The following is a 22,893-nucleotide window of genomic DNA, read 5'->3' on the forward strand; positions in this document are numbered from 1 at the left end:
TGTTGAAGTAGCGGCTCAGGATCGGTTCGTAAAATATCTTATATGTCTCTAAACAAGACGCTCTATGTCTTACTTTGCATGACTGGGAATCATGCAGGACCTGATCTCGTTAAGTAGTCGGTCACGAACGGCAGAGGCCCTGTTGCCATTCCACGCCATCAGCAATTCGAGGTGACGGATATTATCGGGTGCATCGACGACGATGGGACGAAATACGACGTCGTCGCGCGCATCCGATGCCAGCGACTCTGGCAGCAGTGCAACACCAAAACCGCTCGCGACCAACGCTACCAGCGTCTGCAACCGTCGCGCCTCCTGAGCAATTTGAGGTGAGAAACCGGTAGCTTGGCAAAGACGGATGATTTGGTCGTGAAAACCTTGCCCCAGAGGTCTGGACGATGCCACAAAAGATTCACCGCTGAGGGCATCCAGCGGGATGGAGTCATACGACTGTAATGGATGCCCTGCAGGCAATGCAGCAACGAAAGCTTCACGGAATATAATCTCATAGCACAATTCGGGAGTCGTGGTGCCCGGTGAACGTAGGATTCCGATGTCGACCACACCGGCTTCCAAAGCCTTAACCTGCTCATGCGTCGTAGCCTCACGCATGGTGAACTCAACCGTAGGGTGGGCGCTGCGGAAGGTCCGTAGCACCTGCAACAGCGACGAATAGGGCGCAATATTGATGAAGGACATTGTTATGTGGCCATCGACACCTTTGGCGACGCGGCGGGTGCGCGCTACCCCGTCTTCAAGCGAGAGTAAGATTTCCCTCGCTGTTTGCAGGAAGGATGCGCCAGCCGGCGTCAAGGCAACGCTTCGGTTCGTGCGTTCGAACAAGGGGAACCCGATCTCAACCTCAAGTCGGCGAATTGCCTGGCTCAGCGGCGGCTGGGCCATATGGAGACGCACCGCTGCCCGATTAAAATGCAGTTCCTCAGCGACGGCAATAAATTGCCGCAGCAAGCGCGTTTCGATCATCAAAACCTCCTGCGTTCCAAAGATACGGATGTAATATCATTTTCGTCTCATTTGAAGGTTGATGTGCCATTGCTTTTGGCGCTGTCGCGCAGGTGTTCCGCAAGTCCGTAGTTGGTCCAGTTGCGCACCTATTGATAATCGAAGGTCAGCCCGGAGCTTGCAAATGCATCCCACCGTACCCATCTTTGCCCTCCACCCGTAATCGAGATTATCGAGCAGCCAGAAATGACGCTCGCTTTTCTCCGGGTAATACGGCGCTCCTCGGAAACGAGTTGAGCGCCGTATTGTTTTAACGGATGAACATCAGACCGACACTCCGTGCATCCAGACTACTTAAATCTCCGTTTTCACCTTGATTGTGTGCCCGATCACAGAAATCGCGCGCTTCATCCCTGGATACCGATCTCGCATCCGGCCCGGGTTGTGATGGTGGAAATCCTCGCCGCGCCCGTGCGGCAGGGGAAACGCTGCATCTCGATCGCCAACACTGGCCGGTTCGAACGACAGGTCAGCAAGTTTATTCGCAACGAGATGGCACATCACCCTCACGCTCGAACTTGTTCCAACGACTGCCGCAATTCGCGCACAGCGCCCAAATGCCTTATCGTGCAAACTCTCGTAGCTCAGATACTGAGTTCGCATGGGCATCGAAACCTTCATAAGTCGCAAACCTGTGAGTATGCGGAGCCATTTCAGCATAGCCCTTAGCTGTCATATGGCCGATGGATGCGCTCTTCATAAAATCATGGACACCCAACGGAGAGTGCACGTGCGCCGCCCCAGATGTCGGCAGCACGCAATTTGGACCCATCATGTAGTTTGCAATGGATCCCGGCGCATATTCGCCAAGCAAGATTTCTGATGCATTACGGATTTCGGAAAGATGTTCGAATGGATGCTTCGACAGAATTTGGAGGTGCTCCGGTGCATAATCATTGATGAACTCGTAGGCGTCCTCCCGCGATGGAGTGAGGACGATTCCGCCACTCGATCCTCCAAGCACAGCAGCCGAGAATTCTGACCGCTTGCTGTTCATCCTTTTCCAATAGCCGGGCACTGCAGCTCGCACCTTTTCGGCAAATTCACGAGACCATGTCACCAGAAAAGCTGAACTGTCCGAGCCATGTTCCGACTCGATCAAAAGATCCAACGCCGCCATCTGCGGATCGGTCGTCTCGTCAGCCAGTATAATAATTTCACTGGGCCCCGCAGGTAGCCGCGATGCGATGTGTCCTTGTAAAAGGCGTTTGGCAGCGAGAAACCACGGGCTGCCGGGTCCTTCGATCTTGTGGCATTTTGGAATGGTTGCCGTGCCAAACGCGACGGCAGCGACCGCTTGCGCTCCACCTGCCCTGAATACCCTTTCAACACCCGCTAATCGCGCTGCCACCAGCGTCGCCGCATCCACTTTACCATCGGGTCCTGGCGGTGTCAGAATGATAGGAAGCTTCACTCCGGCAACAACAGCGGGTATCGCGGTCATTAACGTTACTGAGGGAAATGAGCCTTTTCCCCTTGGAGAATACAAGGCGACGCTATCGATAGGTGTAAAGCGTTCACCGACAAGCACCCCAGGGCGGATTTCCTTCATCCACATGTCGCCAGGCAATTGGGCCTGATGGAAGCGGCGTATGTTGTCAGCCGAATATTCGAGCGTCTTGATCATGTTCGGATCGAGAGCATGGAAAGCCTCTTCAAATTCGTGCTCTTCCACAGCCAATTTGTCAGGATCAAGCATTACATCATCGAAATCCTTAGCGAATTTCGCCAACGCAACATCGCCGTCGCGTTTCACGGCTTCTATGATGGGCGGCACCCTCTCGATAAAGTAAGTGAGATCATCCTCTGTTCGTAACAGAAGGATGTTACGCTCATCGGCAGTAAGGGTAGCAAGATCGTGAAGCGCTATTGCATCGGTCATTTGGATGTCTTTTCTACAAGTCTGTCGCATTGGTTGGCCGCTATTTCTGTCAAGAATGATCCATAGCCATGAGTTTCAGGGTTTCTTCGCGAATATCGGCAAGGATTTCCCGTTTGTAGGCGGCAAATTTCGCGTCTGTCAGGACTTCGAAAGATCGCGGTCTTTCGAGTTCTATCGGCATTACTTTCTTGATCCGCCCGGGACGACTGGCAAGGACAACAACCCTGTCGGCAAGAAAGACAGCTTCATCGACATCATGCGTGACGAAGAGGACCGTGACTTTATGGTCATCCCAGATTTGCAGAAGTAGTTCCTGCATCATCCCGCGAGTTTGCGCATCGAGCGCACCAAAAGGCTCATCCATCAAAAGGATTGACGGCTTGTAAACAAGGGCGCGGGCAATCGCCACGCGCTGGCGCATACCGCCCGACAGTTGTTTTGGAAATGCCTTTTCGAAGCCCGACAGACCTACAGCATGCACGAAATGCGCAACCAATTCTGTTTTTTCCGCTTTGGAAAAGCTGCTCTTCTCCAGTGCAAAGCGGATGTTTCCCTCCACCGTCATCCACTCGAACAGACTGTAGGTCTGGAAGACAAAGCCTCTGTCCCTACCCGGCCCGTTGACCGGGCGTCCATCTATGAGAATATCACCGAAGGTCGGCTCATCGAGACCGCCTACCATGTTCAGCAATGTCGACTTGCCACAACCGGACGTGCCGACAATCGAGACAAATTCATTCCTGCCTATATCCAGATCGATCTTCTCGATCGCGACGAGATCACGGCCGGAGACACTGAAGTTCTTGCCGACACCAACGATTGATACCTTCGCATTGTGGGCGACCTGTGTGGAGGGATTGCTCATCGGGTCTGACTGCTCCATTTAAAAAGTGACCTGCCGCCCCGTTTGAAGAGGTAGTCGGTCAGGAGGCCAAGCAGGCCGATGAAAAGCGTGCCGAAAAGAATAGTATCCGTTGAAAGATAGCGCTGCGCATCCATGATACGGCGGCCAAGTCCGGCATTGGCCGCGACCAATTCTGCCACAACAAGATACGTCCATGTCCAACCTATGGTTATGCGAAACGTGTCCCAAATTCCCGGAAGCGCAGCAGGTAAGATAATCCGGCGCAAGATCTCATTATTTGTGAAACCGAGGGTCTGTCCGGCACGGATGAGATTGAGATCAATGTTCTTCACGTTGTCCATGATCATCAGGGCCTGCTGGAAAAACGTCCCGAGAAACAGAATGAGGATTTTCTGCCCGTCACCGATGCCAGCCCACAGGATTGACAGCGGGATCAAGGCGACAACGGGCATATATCGTACTGTGGAAATCAACGGCTCAAGCAAGCCCTCGATGAGCTTGTAGTTCCCCATCAATATTCCGATCGGGACGGCCACGACAGTTGCCGCCAGCCAGCCGATAAGGATGCGATAAATGCTGACGGAAGCATCAGCAAAGAGGATGCCCTCGCTGAGTTGTCGCCACCCCTCTTCGAGAACGCTCCATGGACTGGGCAAGAACAGCGGACGCACGAGTTCCATCGCCGTAACGGCCCACCACAGAAGAAACAAGACGGCTGGGATAACGATACCGGCAGCAGAAAAGACACTGTCAGGTATATCCTGCCGCAACCTGAGCAGTCCCTTCTTCTTTTTAGCTATCCTGCCTCTGTCCGTTGTCTGGTCCATCATAGCGCTCACTATCCCCACCTGAAAATTTGGCCGGCCACAGGTTGGCCGGCCAATTGGTTATTGTTTTGCCGCCACGGCATTCAGAGCCTCAAGCGACAGAAGGTCCGCTGGGACTGGAACGGTCTTGATGTTGTCGGGATTGGTGGCATGCAGGATCTCGCCAACAGTTTGTAGCGATGCCTGGAACTCTCCCTTGAGCGCTTCCATATTCTCTTTCACATTGTACAAACGAACGCCTTTGAAGGCGGGTTCGAACTCAGCCATGGGGCTTCCCACAGCTTTGGCAATCATTGCCTTGCCTTCTTCGGGATTGGAGCGAATAAAGTTGATCGCATCGTCCCACGCCATGATCAGACCCTGCACATCTTTTGGATTCGCGTCGATCCACTCGGATGATGCCGTCAGCATGTCGCCGATCAAGCCAGGCTTTTCCGCAGCCGTATAAATCACCTTTTTGCCGCCGCCCTGAGCCAGAGCCGTGGAAATATAAGGTTCATAGGTGACTGCAGCATCGACCCTGTCGGCAATCAGCGCGAGACCGGCTTCCGAAGCGCCCATAGGTATGTGCTCCAGATCGGCTATGGTCATGCCATTTTCTTTCAACGCGTAATTGATCAGAAGATCACTGGTTGCGCCGGCTTCAAAAGCCACCTTCTTACCCTTTAGGTCTTTAACGGAGGAAATATCCTTGCCGGCAATGATGGCGTCTGCTTCAAACGACAGATCCATGATCAAAAACCCTTTTTGATCCACGTTCTGGTTGTAGTTGGTGATCATGCCGTTGGTGGCACTCGCGATTACATTCAGATTACCGCTGGCGAGTGCAGCTGTCATATCCTGATCCCAGTTGAACGTCGTCAACACCACGTCGACATCATGTTTCTTGAAGAAGCCCTTTTCTTCGGCGACCCACAATGGTCCATATCCGAGCCAAGGCTGCAGCCCTAGCTTTACGGTTTCCGCATATGCTGTACTCAATGAAGCGGTCATCAAGGCCAATGCCACTGCCAGTTTCTTGATCATGTAAACTCTCCTCTTTCGATTGTTTTGATTTATCGTTTTGCTTTTTCTTCCCCAGGTCCGGATAACAGATGACGCAAAACATTCAGCGTTATCCGCCCGACATCATTCATTTCATCCCCACATGGCAATGCACCAAGCCAGGCAACAGAACTTGCTGAAAAGATTATGCCTCCGGCAGACAAGTATCTGACGGTCATTTCGCCACATCGCCGACTATCCCTTTCGCTATCTCCACCTTCATACCAGCGCGATGAATCGTGGTAAAAACTGTCAGGAAAGCCGCTAGCCCGAGCAACTACAATCGTGTCTGGTGATGTGCCCAATCTGATATCGGTTGCATCAACCTCGTAACCCGCTGCACCGCCGAGGACGATACCGCTGTCGCCGAATGTATCCGCCGCGACACCGTCAAACAGCCATTGATGAGCAGGATCAAAACTATCGCTCGTCCTGGTAAAGGGTCGCGTTCCGTCAAACCCCATTAACGATATTGCTCCGCCCACCAGAGAAAACTCTCCCCGACCCCGCGAGCGCAAATGACCGCCAGGTTCATTGGTTATTGCAAGATTTTGCTCGGCAATCGGGCCGTCCCAGGTTCGGCCAGCTTCAAGAGGCGAACGGCGCAATTCCAGCAAGTCATCCTTGAATGCGACAGTGCCCGCAAAGCCATTGCCACCCATATACGCGATGCTGCCGCCATTGGCCGCAAATTGCCTGTAGGCATTTTCCATCTCAATGGAAAGATATTCAGGATGGCTTCCGGTCACGACGACGCCATATCCATGCAGGCCTTCGGCCCCCCGATGATGCAGATCATGGTCGGTCAGCAGATCGAATTCGATGCCATGCCTATGGCAGAATTGCAGAAAGTGAAGATCAACCGGCAGGTTATGGGGACAGTCGCCAAGCGGATAGCGGTAGTCTGCGCGAAGCGTCGCCTTCGGTCTCTGATAAGAGCAGATCGACACCCCACTCAGATCACTGTGATAGTCGTAGAGTGACTTGAAATTATTGTCGACAGCCAGTCGGTGACCCCGATCATCGCATTTCCACTCGTAAAGATGTTCGGGCAAGATTTCATCTGCATAGGCCAGATAGGTCGCAGTTGGAACGACAAATACCACCTGCTTTTGGCGAACTTTCGAAGCAACAAAGAACACAATCTGCTCTGTGTGGCCATCGCCTTGAATTTCAAAGGCATAGATACCACAAGCTGCTGTTTCCGGCACCTTGACACGGTATGATGCGGGCCAGTCGAGCGACGCCATATCGTCATCATGACAATGCACGGCATCATAGTGGGTTGGGACGAGGCGCGGGTCCAACGCCGAGCCATCCCATCTTGACGAAGTTACACAGGATGTCGGCAGATTGACCAACTCCAATAGCAAGGCCGTCGTACCACCTGTGGAGCGTATTGGTCTGTCAGGCAGGAGCGTCGGGAGCTGCCAGGCGTAAAGGGATGACGCCGTTTCCAGTTCGATGGAAGAAAAACGCGCATTCAAGGTAGGACTTACAAAGCTTCTCTCAGTCCCGAACAACAGATCGGCGGAGATGCCTTCCCAGCTTAATCCTGCAAGTGTTTCCTGAATATGGAATGGTGACAATGGATCCGTACTTTGTATTGATATGCGCGTCAGCCCGCCATGATCACTCAGGCATATTTTGATCCAGCATTTCTGGGGAATGTCGGCATCAAGAAAATGTCGCTGGTCGCCTTTGACAAGGAACAACCGCCCATCAGCAAATTGCAGGACAGTTTCTCCCATATCAAGGACAGTACGGAGGTCGCCGTTACGTGTCAGGAATAGTTCAAAGCGCAAGGCCGTAAGGCGGTCCAGCTTTTTCAACTCGTAACTTCTGATCGCAAGGTACGAACCTTGATCGAAATCACGATGGATGGGGAGATTTCCCAGGGACTCAATGTGCCACTCCATCGGTCCAACGGATGCATCGTCCAAGCGGCGGATACTAACCGACTCGGGTGAAGACAGGCAGGAAAGGTGCAAATCCACGGTTCCACCCGCAACCGCACTCCACGGTGTCGTGTAGCCAATGAACGGCATTGCGGTATGGTTGACGCGCTTCTTCATTTCACCTTTGCCCCTAGCGGTGGTTCCGCTATTGTATGGCTTTGATCCCAATCTGTTGATTTAGGATCGGATACCCCTTAATTCTCGTGTATATACTCACAAAATGTCTATGCAGGGGTATATACCCCCAAGGGGGTATTCAGAATGGCCTTAGACGAGTTCGAAAGCCTGGCCAAAACGATAGACGCCGTAGGCAAGACCAACTTCTACGAAAAGATGGAAGCCTATTTGCGGGCCTGCATGGACTTCGACAACATCGTGGTGATCATTTTTGAAGGAACGGAGATCCCGTCGATCCGGTTCAAACGTATCTACGGTCCGAATGTATTCAAATACATCGAAAGCGATTATCTCACGGGAGCCTATGTTCTTGACCCAATTTACCACTTCCATCTGGAACGGGGGGAATCAGGAATCTATCGACTGCTCGATGTCGCTCCCGATCAGTTCAAACGAAGCCGCTACTATGAATGGTATTATGGCCGGATCGGCATCAGTGATGAAATCTCGGTTGTCCTGACGATCGGCAAAAATATGACGGCGACCATTTCCATGGGCAAAGACAGTTCATCAGGAGACATGTTCTCGAGTAAAGCCGACGCAAATCTGCGCAAGCACCAGTCAATTGTCATGGCTCTTCTTCGGGCACATCTTGCTCCGTCGGGCGAGCTTCCCGCCCGCAACCGGGTAGAATTGTCACTCGCCGAAAGTCTGATCAGCGCCATGCGAACGCGGTTCAACGTCACCTTGAGCAACCGGCAGGCAGAGGTCGCACTTTTGATACTGCGCGGACACTCATCACCGTCCATTGGGCTGAACTTGGGTATCAGTGCGCAAACCGTGAAAGTTTTCCGCAAGCAACTCTATCGTAAGTGCAATCTGTCATCCCAAGCTGAACTCTTCGCTCTGATGATGCCAATTTTTGAACAACTAACAACCATTGAGAGTGTATGATCGGACTGTGATCCAAGTTGTCCAGGTTGGTTCGCGAGGCATACATCGACAGCGTGCGCCTTTGTCAGTGCGGGCCTGGTAAAACCATCAGCGACCAGCATCGGCATGACGCTACGGGTAGGACACTTCGATCGAGACATGGTGATCTTTCGAACAAAATATTCGATGTGATATTCGGCCAATATGAAATCGACGAAAACATCGGCTACAAAGAATCCGGGCTTGCCACCGGGCCTCCGAACCAGCTCAATCAAACAAGAACGGCCCGATTGGCTTCAGTCTTCAACCCGGATTGCGATACCGTCGTAGCTTGCAAAGCCGAGATTTCGCGCTCAACCACGCATAGCGACGGATTAGTATCCCGCTCCCCCTTTGGTCAGACTAGCTGCATTTGCCCACTACTGGCCGCGATGTCGATCTGTTGGTATGATCTTTCCTGCTCGTGGCTCGTTAAATAGCTCAGGAATGTCATTGCGCACGATGATCCGGAGTTTATCCGCTTCCATCTCATCAATCCAACGATACGGAAAACGCAAACGCGTCCCAACGGGACCCCAGTTACCGATTGCGCAAAGCAATTTATCCAGAGCTGCATTCGAATAGCTGAACCTGTGTCTGTAAGGCACAATGTATTCGTTCATGAATTTGCAAATTCGGCGCTCGATTTCCAACGCCGCACCAATGTCGGTGCTCATCAATTCCGTCCATCGCTGCGCGCCGCGTGGGCTGAGGCAGGCAACGTTGGAGAATGACCCTGCCGCCACACCCGCCTTCACTCCAGTCGCCAGATGATGCCCCGGAACGAAAAGCGAGACGCCGCCCAGATGGTCGCGTGCCTCGGCGTACCAGTTTGCGTCACCATCTGCGAGTTTTACACCGGTTACACCCGGCACTTCAGCCAATATCGCACCAAGTTCCTTTGGTGAAAGAACGCGTTTTGCATGTGGTGGGTTGTAGAGGATCAGTGGAATTCCTTCTGCTGTCTTCGATGCCCTGTTGAGGTAATCGATCGCTTCCCCATCGGTCAGTGGCCACCAGTCCGGCAATATGACCTGAATTGCTGCCGGATGCAGCGAGGCTGCGCGCCGCACGCGATTGAGCATGATTGCCGGGTCAGGCTGACAAGCTCCAACAATGAAGGGCATACCCGCTTTTTGGCAACGTTCGGCCAGCATCATCTGAATCCGGTCGAACTCCTCCTCGGTTTGATTGTAAAATTCGCCGGCGGTACCGTTGGAATAAATACCGTCAACACCCGCAGCAACTAGGATATCGATCTCCTCACCGAGCTTGTAGAATTCGATGCTTTCATCTGCCTCAATCGGCAGGAGCAGACTGGCCCAATTGCCCTTGATCGCATGTGATTTCAATTCAGTCTCCGCTCAATTCAAATCGTCGCGTATGCATGCTTTGAACTGGTCCGGTGCAATCTCGCGCAGTTCCGGAACCACTTGGGCGCAGGCCGCCAGCGCTACAGGACAACGGGTGCGAAAGACACAGCCGCTCGGCGGATTGGCTGGGCTTGGAATATCGCCCTTCAGTATTTGTCGATTGCGCGCAGCATCGGGGTCAGGCGATGGAATCGCCGATAGAAGAGCGCGCGTATAGGGGTGCTGCGGCCTGGCGTAGAGGTCAGCACTCGACGCAATCTCCATGACACGGCCAAGGTAAAGCACGATCACCCGGTCGCAGATATATTCGACCACGGCGAGGTCATGGGAAATGAATAACATGGTCAGTTCAAGACGCTGCTGTAGATCGCGCAGGAGATTGATCACCTGCGCCTGGATCGATACATCCAGTGCAGATACCGGCTCGTCAGCAACAATAAATTCGGGCGCGAGCGTGAGGGCGCGAGCAATGCCGATGCGCTGGCGCTGCCCCCCGGAAAATTCGTGTGCGTAGCGGTTGATCGCTTCCGCCGGCAGGTCCACCTGCGCAAGCGCTGTTGCTGCCCGGTCGAGACGTTCCTTGCGGGTACCGATGCGCTGAATCTTCAGACCTTCCGTCAAGATTTCACCGATGGTCATACGGGGCGACAGGCTGGCGAAGGGGTCCTGGAAAATATACTGCATGCGTGGTCGCGCACGCCGCAGCTCGGAGGCCGAGAGCTTGGTCAACTCCGTCCCATCGAATCTCACGCTGCCCGAAGAAGGTTCTATCAGACGCAACACTGAACGGCCTATCGTGGTTTTGCCGCTGCCGGATTCGCCGACAAGCCCAACCACTTCGCCCTTGGCGATATCGAAGGAGACGCCTTCAAGAATATTGAGCCTTGTGCCGCGCGAAATATAGTATTTGGCAAGATCGCGGACTGAAAGGAAAGGCGGACTGTTCATCGGCTCACCTCCTGCCATCGAATACAGCGGCTGCGATGCACCGCGTTCACTTCGGCAAGCGCCGGGACTGCCATCCGACAGGCATCGATGGCATAGCTGCATCGTGGCGAAAAGGCACAGCCATCAGGCATATTCGCGAGGCTCGGCACGACGCCGGGAATAGCCGCCAGTTTCTGTCCGGCCCGCTTCATACGCGTTGCTTCGCCAAGCCGAGGCATGGATGCAAGGAGACCGAGTGTATAGGGATGGCGCGGATTGCGGAAAACCTCATTGACGGGACCTTCTTCCACAATGCGCCCGGCATACATGACCGCGACCCGATGGGCGATTTCGGCAACCACGCCAAGATTGTGCGTGACAAAAAGCATACCCATGCCACGCTCGTGTTGGAGCTTGAGCAAAAGGTCGAGGATTTGTGCCTGGATCGTTACATCGAGCGCAGTCGTCGGCTCATCGGCAATCAGCAGCACCGGATCACAGGCGAGTGCCATGGCGATCGTCGCCCGCTGACGCATACCGCCCGAAAGTTCGTGCGGATATTGTCCCGCCCGGCTTCTCGCATCGGGGATTCCGACTTGATCCAAAAGCGCAATTGCGGCCTCCCTGGCGCTCTTGCGATCTGCATGACGATGAATGCGGATGGGTTCCGCGATCTGGTCGCCTACAGTAAACACAGGGTTTAGACTGGACATCGGCTCTTGAAACACCATGCCTATATCATCGCCCCGGATATTGCGCATCGCTTCATCATCCAACGTGACCAAATCACGAATAGCACCATTCTTGCTCTTGAAGCGGATGCTGCCTGCGGCGATCACCCCAACGTTGCGGGTGAGCAACCGCATCACGGACAGACTGGTCACGGATTTACCCGAACCGGATTCGCCGACAAGCGCCACTGTCTCGCCGGCAGCAACGGTCAGATCGATGTCGTTGACAGCGGTTATCTCGCCGCCGCGGGTGCGAAAGATTGTCCGCAGCCCGCGAATGTCGAGAATAGGGTCAATGGGCTTGTCCATAGCCGGATTCAGCCCAGCAGGCCGGTTGCGCGAAGGATCGTCTCAATTTCTGCGGTTTCTGCATCGTTGAGCGCTTGACGCGGCCGCGGCATGATATTGGTGTCGATGATGCCGAGGCTGCGCATGGCTGTCTTGAACCCGCCAACGCCTGTAGCGCCACCACTGACGCGGCCTTGCGCAACCCATACGATTTCGAACAGGCGGCAGAGCCGTTCCTGTTCCTGACGTGCTGCAAGCCAGTCGCCGCGCTGCGCTGCATCCCACAATCGGACATAGCCGTGCGGATCGACATTTGCCAATCCTGGAACGACGCCATGCGCGCCCATCAGCAGTGCGTTATCCACGACGATCTCCGAACCCGTCATCAGGAAGACGTCTTTGTGTTCAGCCAAGTCGAGCAAGGCGTAGCGGAAATTGCCATCATCTCCGCTGGAATCCTTAAGGCCGATGATAGCGCCTTCCCTGGCCAGCGTGGTCACTGTTGAGCGGGCCAGCTTGGCGTGAACGCAGACTGGAATGTCGTAGGCGACCAGCGGAATATCGACAGCGTGCTTGATAAAGCGGAAATGATCGATGATCTCGGCCTGACTGGTGACAGTATAGTATGGGGCGGTCACGACGACGGCAGCCGCGCCTGCGGCCTTTGCCACCTTGGCATGATCAATGACACTATCGGTAGTGGCATCGATCACACCAGCGATGACCGGCACGCGGCCATTGACCACTTTTACCGAATGCTCAAGAATTTCCTGTCGTGTTTTCTCATTGTGGAACACCACTTCACTGGTGGAACCCAATACAAACACCCCGTGACACCCCGCGCCGACTAGATGTTCCAACACCCGAGTATAAGACGGGTAATCAACTGTGAAATCTGGATTGAGCGGCGTCACGACAGGAGGAACGACACCATGAAATTTAGTCATTTTCACTTTCTTTCTTGTTCAGTTTAACTCGGCGCGAGGATCGAAGGCATCTCTCAAACCGTCGCCTACGAAGTTGATTGCAAGGACTGCAAGGACCAGTGCCCCGCCGGGGAACAGCCATTGCCAGGGAAATTGTTCGAGAACCGCCGTCGAGCGCGCGGCATTGAGCATATTGCCCCAACTGGCAGCTGGCGGAGCGATACCCAACCCCAGAAATGACAACCCGGCTTCCAGAAGAATGGCATTGGCAATCTGTAGCGTCGCATAGACGACGAGAATATCGATGGAGTTCGGCAAGCCATGCCGGAACAGAAGGTGCCCGAGCCCTGCGCCCATGCCGCGCGAAGCCATGACGAAATCTCGTTCGCGCAATTCGAGCAGACGCGAGCGAATCATGCGCGACAAAAGCGGCCATGACAGCAGCGAGATGACCAGCACCGTCGGCCAGATACCAGTCCCGGCGATGGATGCAAGCACCAAAAGGAAGATAACCGGCGGCAGGGTCATGACCAGATCGACAAACCGCATGGTCACTGCATCCACCCATCGTCCCGCAAGAGCTGAAATTGCGCCGACGAGAAATCCAATGATCGCAGAGATGAGGGTCGAAGCTACTGCCACCAGCAAAGATATACGCCCGCCCTCCATGACGCGGGAAAACACATCGCGGCCGACCCCGTCCGTCCCGAACCAATGGATGGAAGTCGGTCCGCTATTCATGGCGAGCAGATCGATATCGTTGGGTTTGAATGTCCACCACACTGGATAGGAGAGGATTGCCAGCAACATCGGGATGAGGATGCAGAGACCGAAGAGCGCCGCCCTGTTATGACCGAAGCGATGCAATGCACGCGCCATGGGTCCTGAACTGTATGGAACTGCTTGCACGCTCATGTCAGCTCACCTTGATGCGCGGATCTATGATCGCATAGGTGATGTCTGTCAGCAGGTTGACGACGATCACGCAGGCACCGATGATCAGGGTCGCTCCCATGATGACGGGATAATCGCGGGTCTGCACTGCATCGACCAGCAGCAGCCCCATACCCGGCCAGTTGAAAACGCTCTCTATGAAAATCGCGCCGCCTATAGCCAGACCGATCGTCGAGCCAATAACTGTCACCACTGGCAGCAAGGCATTGCGCAGGGCATGCTTGGCAATTACCCAGAACTCCTTGATGCCTTTGGCGCGTGCGGTACGGACATAATCCTGATTGAGAACCTCCAGGAGCGATGAGCGCATGTAGCGCATGATCAAAGCCGCCTGGGCAATGGAAAGCAAAATGGCCGGAAGAACTAGGTGCCGAAGCAAATCACCGATCGAAAACTCCGTTCCAGGCGTCAGCATGCCGCCAGAGGGTGCCCATCCGAGGCGTACGGCGAAAATATAAAGACCAATGAGAGCACTGAGAAACGCCGGACTGGAAATTCCGACCAGCGCGAAGACAGACAATGACAGGTCGATAGTCGAATTGCGACGTACGGCACTGACAACGCCGGTAGCGATTCCAACGACAATGGCGATGACCAGTGCCGATCCCATCAAGAGCACAGTGGGACCTATGCGAGACAGCACCAGGTCCAGAACCGGCTGATCCTGGCGCTTGATTGAAAAGCCGAGATTGCCGCCAGCGGCCTCTTGCAGCCATGCGAGATATTGCACCGGCAGCGTCTTGTCGAGACCGAGCTGGCTGCGTAACTCGGAGAGCTGCGCAGGCGACATTGGAATACTCGGGTCGATATAGGCATCGATCGGATCCCCCGGGGTGAGACGGAGCAACAGGAAGATCAGCATGCTCAACGCTACGAGCATGCCAACTCCGATCATCAGTCGGCGAAAACTGTATTGAAGCATTTTATTTCCGTCTTATCGGGGAGACCCAATCAGCCTGAGCCAAAATCGAACGGATCATTCGGAGATCGACCATTTTTCTGGATTGGCTCGATAGGGCCCGCCGCCCGGCGCCGGTGTCCAGATGAAATCCTTGACCTTGGATGAAACCACGCCATAGCGGTTTGCCACCCATAGCGTCGCCCATGGCAAATCGACGTTCATGACCTTGCAGACATCCTGATAGCGGCTGTCACGCTGCGATGCATCGGTTTCTCCAAGGGCTGTGTCCAGCGCCTTGTTTAGGTCTGGCATGCGTGCCCGCACGACATTTGGACCCGCTGGCGGGATTTGGTTTTCGTTGAGACCGACATTGATACTGCCGGCATCAGGTCCGTTTTGAAGTCCGGCATAGACCAACTGAAACTGCGCAACGTCAGGTTCGGGATTCAACACAATACTGTTGTAGGTCGGCGTATCGACCGCACGTGGCACCACATTGATTCCCACCTGCGCCAGCATGGCCTGAACGGCAGCAAGCACATTGGTCGCCAGTGGCGTGGTGTAATAGGTCAGCAATGTGATCGGCTTGTCGCCATTGACCGTAGCCCATCCGGCTTCGTCCAAGAGTTGCCTGGCTTTCTCCGGATCGTATGCATAAGGATCTATATCCTTCGGGACAAGTTGTTCGGCGATGTAGGCGCAATTGGCTGGCGTGGCGGCACCGCCATACAGGCTCTTGATGATCGCGTCACGATTGATCGCATACATCACTGCTTTGCGAATACGCGGATCCTTCCAGATCGGCGAGTCGTGGTTGAAGCCAAGATAGTTGACGACGAAGCTGTTTCCCTCAATCACCTTGAATGCATCGTCATCCTTGAATGTCGGCACATCGTTGGAATCGACATAGGTGAACTGGATTTCACCAGCACGAAGTGCCGCGATAGCTGCCGCCGGATCGGCGAAATAGCGATTGATCACCCGCTCTAATGCAGGCTTGCCGCCGCGATAGTCGGTATTGGCAGCGAGTTCGACATATTGATCGGCGACATACTTGGTAAACTTGAATGGTCCTGTGCCGATGGGTGTGGTCGACCACCATTTGCTCTTGGCGAGCTGATCCAAAGAGATTGACGCCAAGGCATGTTCGGGAAGCATCATCACTTTGGTTATTGCATCTGCCAAGCTGGCACTTGGCGCGCTCAATTTGATGATCAATGTATGGTCGTCAGGTGCTTCGACCGATGAGATGGCTTTCAACCGGGCGGCAAGAACCGAGCCGGACTTGGCATTCATGGCCAGCTCCATGGTGAATTTTGCATCCTTGGAGGTGAAGGGCTTGCCGTCATGCCACTTGGCCTCTGCCAGTTTGAACGTATAGGTCAGCTGATCCGCGCTGACGTCATAAGAATCTGCCAGAATGCCCACGATCTTTTGCAGTTTCTCGTCATAGGCGATGAGCGGCTCGAAATAAACGTTGAGCCAAGTGAAGCCCGCCGTTGCCGATAGCGGATTGAAATTCCCCTGGAACCCTCCCGGTCCCACGTCAAATCCACCTGAAAGTGTCGCTGCCTGTGCCGGAAGCGGCCCCGTCGACAATCCTCCCATCAGCGCAACAGATAACGCCAGCGCCGAAGCCATCTTACTTAGTTTCATGAAATCCTCCCATTGGATGTATTGGACTTGTTATGCTCGATCACCCGGGCGATGCCCTCGTAGTGACTGTCCAGACGTCTGCGTGCGTCTTCGAGGTTCCTTGCTTCGACCGCATCCACGATCGCTTCATGATGCCGCCACGTAGCCATCGGATCTGTGTTTTCGAGATTCACGAAGTCAGAAGCTTTGTAGAAGGCAAGCCAGAACACTTCGATCAGTCGAACCAGCGTCTCGTTCTCCTGGCAGCGGAACAGGAGCCTATGAAACAGCCTGTCCTCCTCAACAAAAGCCTCATCGCGTTCCGCATGAACCCGCATCCGCGCGACGACCTGTCTCAACTCCTGGATGTCTTGATCCGAGATCTTTTCCAACGACTTTCCGATGAGCCCAACTTCAAGCGTACGGCGAATTTCCAGCACCTCCTCGATTTGCCGTAGCGCTCCTCCGAGGCCATAAGCGAGGTTGTCCAGCAGTGGTTCAAACGAAAAAGCCTTGACGAACACACCGACCCCTCGTCTCGTCTCGAGGACACCGACTGACTCCAATGCCTTGATGCCTTCGCGAAGTGAATTGCGACTAACACCAAGCTGACTGGCTAGTTCACCTTCCGTCGGCAACGGAGCGCCAGCTTCCAACCCATTGTCGTCAATGTAGGACCGCAAACTTTCTTGCACCGAAACATGCAGCAGAGGCGCGCGGTAAAGCGGTTTGAGCGATTTCAGTGCCACGAAGCATCTCCAGATAAAGAAACAACAGCTAGATAACCACTTGTAGGATATCTGTCAACTTGAGATCTGAGAGCTTTGCCGATGGCTGCTGCTGATTGGTCCTCAGAGACTGGCGTGCCCGATTAGTAGATCTCTGACCGTATGGTGTTATTCGCGATGGATTATGGGCAAGGCTAACCAACGCTAACCCAAAGGGATATATATAGGAGGACATGTGCAGATTTGCGCGGTGGAATTAGCGTTTCCACTCCTGGTACCATCTCATTCTTGAGGGCCAGCTGCCATGGTATCCACATGAGGTGACAGGTGAACGTCACGACGTGGCGCGTTGAATTTAAGCCAGTTTGTGCCGGTTTTCATGAGTATATCGACACGGAAGAAATGTTCACGCGCGCCTTCGATGTTCTGAAGACGCGCAAGATCATACCCTGACCTTAGGCCGCGTCCTCGGCGGCCTTTGCCAAGTCCCATGCTTACGCCGTGCGGTGAGCGCTTGAGCAGCCGCGAGCGCGGATTCCTCACCCTTCGCTTGTGCCGGCAGCTCGATATTGTTTTCCTTGAAAGCCTTGCGCACAGCGATGAGACGTTTGCGCTTCATCGCAAAGGCCCAGCGGGTTTTGTCGTCATCTTCATGCGTATAATTATGCCGTACCCACCAAACTCTTGGATACCCTGCATTTTATTGGTTCAATGACTCAATCTGCGGCCCTATGGAGCGAGTGCCACAAGCCACCGGCTAAGTTACCGCCAGGACTGCTCCAGTGTCGTACTGACGCACAAAATCTACCCGCGTGCCGTTCCAGTGATAGCAGTAGTGCCTTCCTTGGACCGGGATGGTTATGGCGTCCGGCCAGAAGATGCCGATACAACGTTGACCAGGCATGCGAACGCTGTTCCATAGTAGGCCCTCGCTTCCGTCCGCCCTAAGTTCGCGCCCCTCGACTTGGGAAGCGGTGTAATCGTCCGGATGAAGAACGTCAGGCACGGCGTTCACGTCATCCAGTGCGCGGTCCACGCTGCCCACCAAGACGCGGAAGTCCGATGTCCACCCCGGAGGCTGAGGTGTTGAACTCATGAACTTCTGATGGTGATGGATTGTTTCGGCCACAGCGACTTCTTCACTGTCGCCTGCATAGTAAATACCATAGCTTCCGTCCGTGAAGCGACCTGGTCTCCCTGTTGAGCAATGGACAAATGGGGCCATTACATAACTAGCGCCAACGCCCGAAACACGACGGTTCGCGGGTACCTTGCCAAGATCGCCCACCTCAAATCGAAGACGCGGATTGGTTTTCGCCTCGACTGCAACAAGTGCTTCCCAGTCACGGGGATCGGCTATGTCCTCGAACAAATCGATAGGCGGATAGATTGATCTAATGATGCGGTAGGTTCTGGTCCAATGGACCTGGGCTCGGGCAGCAAGGCCACTTACCATGCACTGCGCTCCGCATCGAGCCATTCACGCATCACCGCAAGATCAGCAAGCTCGCCCTGAAGCATCACATCCAGCGCCGACTTACCGCCAAAAGCCGTATTAGGGGTTTGAATCCACTCATATCCTCGTGTTGGGTTCTTAAACAGGTGCCGCACCCCTTTATGGATACCCATCAGGTGAGCCATCCGCATTTTCAGGTCTCGATCCATGCGCCCCACATTGCCTTCTTTCCATCGTGCCCAAGTGCGGGCTGACAAACCACCGAGCAAGGTGCAAGCTTGTGCGTCTGTGAGTTTCCAGGCGTTGAAGAGGTTCACCGTTGTGCGGGCAAGCGCGCCTGCTTCCACATCAGTGATTTCAGTGGATGATCTGTTGAATGGCGTCGAGGCAATTGGCTGAAGCTGCATAGCACCCTCTCTTTCTGGCATAAAAGTAGCATATTATTGCCAAATGGCAAGGCGCGTCCTACTCTTATTGTTGAGCGGGGAAATTGGCCAGCTACAGCAGAGGTTCCAGAAACCGTGTGGCACTTGCTCTATAATCAGAATGGCCTTTCATCGGCATGCCAAGCTTTCATAATCGTATCCAAGTGATTCAGGTTCTATCGGATTTAAAATCAGCCTCGGTGCTTCCCCCGGCGACGGATCAAGGCCGCATGTGAGCCCGCCATGAACTTGGGCGCATGAAGCGATTTGTCGCTCACATCGGATCAAAGTTCGGCCGCAGTGCCGGCAAAGCGACAGGATTAACTTCGCCTTCGCAGGGATACATCCCGTCCGCGATCACTGTTGAAGACTAATCCGTCAACAGTAGTGCGAACGGTATAAAGCCAGGGTAGGATCCAGGGTGCCGTCCGCAAAGCATCGTGTAGATCGCTCTCAGCGGGATGTGCAAGAAACATATCCTTGTCGCAGATCTCCAGTTGCAGGCACGCGGCACCGAACGGCGAAGAAATCTGCATCAACCACCTTTGGTCACTCTTACTGATCTTGGCCACGATTCCGGTCTCGTCGCTTTCATAGATACCCGACGGATCGCCGACGATAGCAAGTGCCGCCCCGATTTTATGATAGCGACTGGTACGGCCCAGTTTCTCCGTCATGATCGTGTCGTTCGGCGTGATCGAGAAACTGAATGGGGGAAGCGCACCTCGGGCCCGGAAGATGCCAGGGTTGATTTCTTCAAGTGCCGAAACACCCATGCTGCCTACCATCACCGGCTGGCCATCTGCTTCCTCCAGACGAAACAAGAAACCCCCTTCGTCTGAGCGCCAGGAACCGTAGACGGTCCTGAGCGCCGCAATTCCTTCGCTGGAAATCAACGCGTCTGGTTCTCGTCCAGTCACGATGTCCAGCATGTCTCGTGCGAGCCCGAAGGACGAAAAATCGTCATGATTGGACAGGACGATGATGGCCAGGTCATCAGAGAGAACCCGAAAGGATTCCGAGCGCGATCCGGCAATCCAACCGCCATGGCCGACAAGAGGCACCCCCCTGTGCTGCGTGTTCACGAGACCAAGTCCATACGGTGAGGCAACGCCGTTGATCGTTACATAGGACCGGCTCATACGCTCAACCATCGCGGCAGTTCCGACTTTGGGACTGAGGAGGTTCTGCTGCCATAGTATCATATCGGACAGGGTGGACACGATCCCACCCTCCCCCCCGATAGCGATTCCCCAGGCAGACTTCAGCCATTCGCCCTTTGGGCCACGGCGGTGATGATCCGCCAGTCGAGGGTAAATCTCATCGTCACGCACCATGAGGCGCGTATCTTCCATACCGAGCGGATTGGTGATGTATCGGGCCAGTGCCTCATTGAAGCTCTGGCCGGTGGTCTGCTCGATGAGCTCAGAGAGAAGCAGGAAGTTCGAATTGCTGTAGAGAATATCGCTTGAGGGAGCAAAATTAAGCTCCCTCTGCCGGGCGACAATCGCTTTCGCTGCTGTTCGCGATGACGGAGCAGTAATCGGCATTCCGGCCATGATCATCGAGTCCAGAATATCGCGGATACCGCTGGTATTCGACGCAAGATGGCCAATGGTCACCCGGTGGCCCCAGTCGGGCAGCCATTGAAAATGACTGCGAATGTCATCCGCTAGCGACAACTTGCCTTCCGCCTCAAGTAGCAGGATCATCATCACGGTAATCTGCTTGCTCTGCGAGGCGATGCGCATGACCGAGCGATCTGTGAGCGGCGTATCATGCGTGAGGTTCGCGAGTCCGGATACGCGTTTATAGAGCACTTCACCCTTGTGAAGTACGGCGACAGCCAGGCCAGGGGCCATTGGCGAGGCCGCGGTGGCGACAAGCGCATCAAGCCTGTCGGTCGCGGCACGTCCAAAATTTCCAGAGAAATAAGAGGTCATCGATTATCCCGGAACACCCGGTCCCCGCCAAGGCGCGGACCGGGACAGATTTCCTACTTGTCGAGCGATACGTTCCAGAAGGATGGCCAAGGAGACGGCCACAGGCCCTTCAACGCCGGTGACTTGGCCGAAAGGGCGCTGAAATTGCCGACCTTGATCATTGGAGCCTGATCCATGATCAGTGACTGGACCGTGCCGAACGCGGCAAGACGCTTCTCCTGGTCGGTGGTGCCGGTCAACTCCGTCATCGCGGTGGCAATTTCAGGAGAGTTCCACCAGCCAACTGTGTTTGGTGAGAGGATGTTGATCAATGCCGGCTCCGGCAGGAACGGACTATGGGTGATGAAGATGTCCCAGAGTTCCGGGTTCTGGATACGCTGGGTGAGTGTCGCCCAATCCACGACTTCCATCTTCACGTCGAATCCGGCGAGCTTCAGGTATTCTGCAGCAACGAGGGCAATCTTGTAATGATACTCATACTGGCGGCTGGTGAGAATACGTAGCGGCACCGGAGATTCCAAACCGGCATCGGCGAGCACTTTCTTGGAAGCGTCAGGATCTGCGACGTCATAATTGCCCTTGACGTTGACGTCCGTGTGCCATGTGTATCCCTCCGGGTACATGTTGCCATCGACAGAGTAGAATTGCTGGTCGCCAAATGCGGCCGCAAGCATATCGGTCTCGCTTAGTGCCTTCTGCACCGCCTTGCGTACGTCTACGTTAGCCAGCACCCCCTGTTTGCTGTTCATACGCATCATCAGCCAACCGAAATTCTGCAAAAGGACAGGCTCCGACTTGGCGGTACTTAGACGCCCCATCTGTTCGACCGAAAGCGAGTCGACGTAGTCGAACTGCCCCGCGACCGCGCCTTCCAGGCGGGTGGATGCATCCGGTGCGGGTACGAAACGGATTTCATCAAGATAAGCATGCCGCACACCGGCATAACCGGACTCCTCTTCCGAACGGGGCTTGTAGCTTTCGAAGCGGATGAGTTGAATATACTGGTCCGGTCTGCGTTCCTTGAGTTGGTAGGGGCCTGTGCCAACCACGTCAACCATCGGCTCTGCCTGCTTCTCGCTGGGAAGCATGATCGCGGCGGAGTTGTTAAAAGCAAGCAATGCCGGAAGCGGGGCATAGGGCTTCGTCAGCGTGATGCGCACCGTCAGCGGATCGACCGCCTCAACCTGTTTGACATCAGGAGCAATCTGTTTGCCGCGGCCGGCAAGCTTGAGCCAGCGGTTTAGCGAAGTAACAACATCGGCTGAATCGAACGCAGTGTTATCATGAAAGGTAATACCTTCCCGCAACTTGATCCTATAGACCTTGCCGTCCGGACTGACCTCGGGCAGGCTCTCGGCCAAAAGCGGAGCAACGTTCCAGCTCTTGTCAAATGTATAGAGCGTTTCAAAGATATGCTGACTGATCATACCAACGAGATCAGTTGAGGTCACCATAGCATCGAGCGTCGGAGGCTCGCCGATTGTCGCGACGTTAATAACTCCGCCTTTCCTGGGCTCCGCGTAAGCCATGGACACAGCTGACATAACGGTCAGCGCCGATAACAATCCCAGTTTCAACCTCATCCAGATCCCTCCTCATTATGCTATTATTATGGAATACATTCCATGATAATACACTATCAACTTGCCCGTTATTGTCAAAGCGTTTTCTAAAGCTGCTGTGCTTATGCAATGACAAGACCAGAAGCAGATAAATGGTCCGGGCCGGACGACTTGAGATAACATTTCAAGGTTTGAGGAAGGATTATATTTGTCACTTCCCGGGCGTGGTGAGGTCAGGAGCGGCGACCGCCACATGTTGTCCGTATCCACTCGCCCGTATCGACCATTGTCAGAAGAAGTATCCCAGTGTCGACAATGCGAGCTTGCCCCCGACAATCAGGCGGGGTTTATTCTCC

Annotated in this window: 20 protein-coding genes; 1 reads left to right on the forward strand and 19 read right to left on the reverse strand. The window is 54.4% G+C overall.

Features of this window, described 5'->3' with window-relative positions; genetic code table 11:
* Positions 1–69 precede the first annotated feature (69 nt).
* From ACYJL1_RS20350 to ACYJL1_RS20375, 6 genes are all read right to left on the reverse strand, one after another.
* A complete protein-coding gene (locus ACYJL1_RS20350; protein ID WP_460898839.1) occupies positions 70–984 on the reverse strand; it encodes a LysR substrate-binding domain-containing protein in 915 nt (304 codons plus the stop codon).
* A 601-nt stretch (positions 985–1,585) separates the two neighbouring features.
* Positions 1,586–2,905, reverse strand: a complete 1,320-nt coding sequence (hisD, locus tag ACYJL1_RS20355) for a histidinol dehydrogenase (protein ID WP_460898841.1) — start codon at positions 2,903–2,905, stop codon at positions 1,586–1,588.
* A gap of 49 nt (positions 2,906–2,954) precedes the next feature.
* A complete protein-coding gene (locus ACYJL1_RS20360; RefSeq protein ID WP_460898843.1) occupies positions 2,955–3,770 on the reverse strand; it encodes an ABC transporter ATP-binding protein in 816 nt (271 codons plus the stop codon).
* Complete coding sequence (locus tag ACYJL1_RS20365) at positions 3,767–4,600, reverse strand: ABC transporter permease (RefSeq protein WP_460898846.1); 834 nt, start codon at positions 4,598–4,600, stop codon at positions 3,767–3,769. Before ACYJL1_RS20365 ends, ACYJL1_RS20360 begins: the two co-directional genes overlap by 4 nt.
* 57 nt (positions 4,601–4,657) lie before the next feature.
* Positions 4,658–5,623: an ABC transporter substrate-binding protein gene (locus ACYJL1_RS20370; RefSeq protein WP_460898848.1), complete on the reverse strand. Its 966-nt coding sequence runs from the start codon at positions 5,621–5,623 to the stop codon at positions 4,658–4,660.
* A gap of 29 nt (positions 5,624–5,652) precedes the next feature.
* Complete coding sequence (locus tag ACYJL1_RS20375; protein ID WP_460898850.1) at positions 5,653–7,716, reverse strand: N,N-dimethylformamidase beta subunit family domain-containing protein; 2,064 nt, start codon at positions 7,714–7,716, stop codon at positions 5,653–5,655.
* A 144-nt stretch (positions 7,717–7,860) separates the two neighbouring features.
* Here ACYJL1_RS20375 and ACYJL1_RS20380 point away from each other — a divergent pair, with 144 nt between their 5' ends.
* Entirely contained in the window at positions 7,861–8,670 is an 810-nt protein-coding gene (locus ACYJL1_RS20380) for a helix-turn-helix transcriptional regulator (RefSeq protein ID WP_460898852.1), read from the forward strand.
* Between the two features lie 398 nt (positions 8,671–9,068).
* Here the strand turns inward: ACYJL1_RS20380 and ACYJL1_RS20385 are convergent, their stop codons facing one another.
* The 13 genes from ACYJL1_RS20385 to ACYJL1_RS20445 form a co-directional block, all read right to left on the reverse strand.
* Positions 9,069–10,040 (reverse strand): dihydrodipicolinate synthase family protein, encoded by a 972-nt coding sequence (locus tag ACYJL1_RS20385; protein WP_460898855.1) that lies wholly within the window; start codon positions 10,038–10,040, stop codon positions 9,069–9,071.
* A gap of 12 nt (positions 10,041–10,052) precedes the next feature.
* Positions 10,053–11,009: an ABC transporter ATP-binding protein gene (locus tag ACYJL1_RS20390; RefSeq protein ID WP_460898857.1), complete on the reverse strand. Its 957-nt coding sequence runs from the start codon at positions 11,007–11,009 to the stop codon at positions 10,053–10,055.
* Positions 11,006–12,028: an ABC transporter ATP-binding protein gene (locus tag ACYJL1_RS20395; RefSeq protein ID WP_460898859.1), complete on the reverse strand. Its 1,023-nt coding sequence runs from the start codon at positions 12,026–12,028 to the stop codon at positions 11,006–11,008. The genes ACYJL1_RS20390 and ACYJL1_RS20395 overlap by 4 nt, the downstream gene beginning before the upstream one ends.
* Before the next feature lie 8 nt (positions 12,029–12,036).
* Positions 12,037–12,954 carry a dihydrodipicolinate synthase family protein gene (locus ACYJL1_RS20400; RefSeq protein ID WP_460898861.1) on the reverse strand — a complete coding sequence of 306 codons (918 nt, stop codon included), beginning with the start codon at positions 12,952–12,954 and terminating at the stop codon, positions 12,037–12,039.
* An 18-nt stretch (positions 12,955–12,972) separates the two neighbouring features.
* Positions 12,973–13,848 (reverse strand): ABC transporter permease, encoded by an 876-nt coding sequence (locus ACYJL1_RS20405; RefSeq protein WP_460898863.1) that lies wholly within the window; start codon positions 13,846–13,848, stop codon positions 12,973–12,975.
* 1 nt (position 13,849) lies between these two features.
* A complete protein-coding gene (locus tag ACYJL1_RS20410) occupies positions 13,850–14,809 on the reverse strand; it encodes an ABC transporter permease (RefSeq protein WP_460898865.1) in 960 nt (319 codons plus the stop codon).
* A gap of 54 nt (positions 14,810–14,863) precedes the next feature.
* Positions 14,864–16,444 carry an ABC transporter substrate-binding protein gene (locus ACYJL1_RS20415; RefSeq protein WP_460898867.1) on the reverse strand — a complete coding sequence of 527 codons (1,581 nt, stop codon included), beginning with the start codon at positions 16,442–16,444 and terminating at the stop codon, positions 14,864–14,866.
* The gene (locus tag ACYJL1_RS20420; protein ID WP_460898869.1) at positions 16,441–17,172 is read right to left on the reverse strand and encodes a FadR/GntR family transcriptional regulator; all 732 of its coding nucleotides are present in this window, start codon (positions 17,170–17,172) and stop codon (positions 16,441–16,443) included. The genes ACYJL1_RS20415 and ACYJL1_RS20420 overlap by 4 nt, the downstream gene beginning before the upstream one ends.
* 261 nt (positions 17,173–17,433) lie before the next feature.
* Positions 17,434–17,643, reverse strand: coding sequence for a hypothetical protein (locus tag ACYJL1_RS20425; RefSeq protein ID WP_460898871.1), 210 nt, complete (start codon positions 17,641–17,643; stop codon positions 17,434–17,436).
* Positions 17,644–17,908: 265 nt separating this feature from the next.
* A complete protein-coding gene (locus ACYJL1_RS20430; protein WP_460898873.1) occupies positions 17,909–18,607 on the reverse strand; it encodes an RES family NAD+ phosphorylase in 699 nt (232 codons plus the stop codon).
* Positions 18,601–19,014, reverse strand: a complete 414-nt coding sequence (locus ACYJL1_RS20435) for an MbcA/ParS/Xre antitoxin family protein (RefSeq protein ID WP_460898875.1) — start codon at positions 19,012–19,014, stop codon at positions 18,601–18,603. Before ACYJL1_RS20435 ends, ACYJL1_RS20430 begins: the two co-directional genes overlap by 7 nt.
* Positions 19,015–19,352: 338 nt before the next feature.
* On the reverse strand, positions 19,353–20,975 hold the full coding sequence (locus ACYJL1_RS20440) for a serine hydrolase domain-containing protein (RefSeq protein ID WP_460898877.1): 1,623 nt from the start codon (positions 20,973–20,975) through the stop codon (positions 19,353–19,355).
* Positions 20,976–21,028: 53 nt separating this feature from the next.
* Positions 21,029–22,558: an ABC transporter substrate-binding protein gene (locus ACYJL1_RS20445; protein WP_460898879.1), complete on the reverse strand. Its 1,530-nt coding sequence runs from the start codon at positions 22,556–22,558 to the stop codon at positions 21,029–21,031.
* Positions 22,559–22,893: the final 335 nt, after the last annotated feature.

The organism is Phyllobacterium sp. K27 (assembly GCF_054796155.1).

Coding starts and splice junctions, on each gene's coding strand:
- ACYJL1_RS20435 (WP_460898875.1), bottom strand. CDS start 19,014: ATGCAGCTTCAGCCAATTGCCTCGACGCCATTCAACAGATCATCCACT.
- ACYJL1_RS20380 (WP_460898852.1), top strand. CDS start 7,861: ATGGCCTTAGACGAGTTCGAAAGCCTGGCCAAAACGATAGACGCCGTA.
- ACYJL1_RS20365 (WP_460898846.1), bottom strand. CDS start 4,600: ATGATGGACCAGACAACGGACAGAGGCAGGATAGCTAAAAAGAAGAAG.
- hisD (WP_460898841.1), bottom strand. CDS start 2,905: ATGACCGATGCAATAGCGCTTCACGATCTTGCTACCCTTACTGCCGAT.
- ACYJL1_RS20395 (WP_460898859.1), bottom strand. CDS start 12,028: ATGGACAAGCCCATTGACCCTATTCTCGACATTCGCGGGCTGCGGACA.
- ACYJL1_RS20410 (WP_460898865.1), bottom strand. CDS start 14,809: ATGCTTCAATACAGTTTTCGCCGACTGATGATCGGAGTTGGCATGCTC.
- ACYJL1_RS20425 (WP_460898871.1), bottom strand. CDS start 17,643: ATGGGACTTGGCAAAGGCCGCCGAGGACGCGGCCTAAGGTCAGGGTAT.
- ACYJL1_RS20445 (WP_460898879.1), bottom strand. CDS start 22,558: ATGAGGTTGAAACTGGGATTGTTATCGGCGCTGACCGTTATGTCAGCT.
- ACYJL1_RS20370 (WP_460898848.1), bottom strand. CDS start 5,623: ATGATCAAGAAACTGGCAGTGGCATTGGCCTTGATGACCGCTTCATTG.
- ACYJL1_RS20360 (WP_460898843.1), bottom strand. CDS start 3,770: ATGAGCAATCCCTCCACACAGGTCGCCCACAATGCGAAGGTATCAATC.
- ACYJL1_RS20440 (WP_460898877.1), bottom strand. CDS start 20,975: ATGACCTCTTATTTCTCTGGAAATTTTGGACGTGCCGCGACCGACAGG.
- ACYJL1_RS20415 (WP_460898867.1), bottom strand. CDS start 16,444: ATGAAACTAAGTAAGATGGCTTCGGCGCTGGCGTTATCTGTTGCGCTG.
- ACYJL1_RS20400 (WP_460898861.1), bottom strand. CDS start 12,954: ATGACTAAATTTCATGGTGTCGTTCCTCCTGTCGTGACGCCGCTCAAT.
- ACYJL1_RS20375 (WP_460898850.1), bottom strand. CDS start 7,716: ATGAAGAAGCGCGTCAACCATACCGCAATGCCGTTCATTGGCTACACG.
- ACYJL1_RS20430 (WP_460898873.1), bottom strand. CDS start 18,607: ATGGTAAGTGGCCTTGCTGCCCGAGCCCAGGTCCATTGGACCAGAACC.
- ACYJL1_RS20405 (WP_460898863.1), bottom strand. CDS start 13,848: ATGAGCGTGCAAGCAGTTCCATACAGTTCAGGACCCATGGCGCGTGCA.
- ACYJL1_RS20350 (WP_460898839.1), bottom strand. CDS start 984: ATGATCGAAACGCGCTTGCTGCGGCAATTTATTGCCGTCGCTGAGGAA.
- ACYJL1_RS20390 (WP_460898857.1), bottom strand. CDS start 11,009: ATGAACAGTCCGCCTTTCCTTTCAGTCCGCGATCTTGCCAAATACTAT.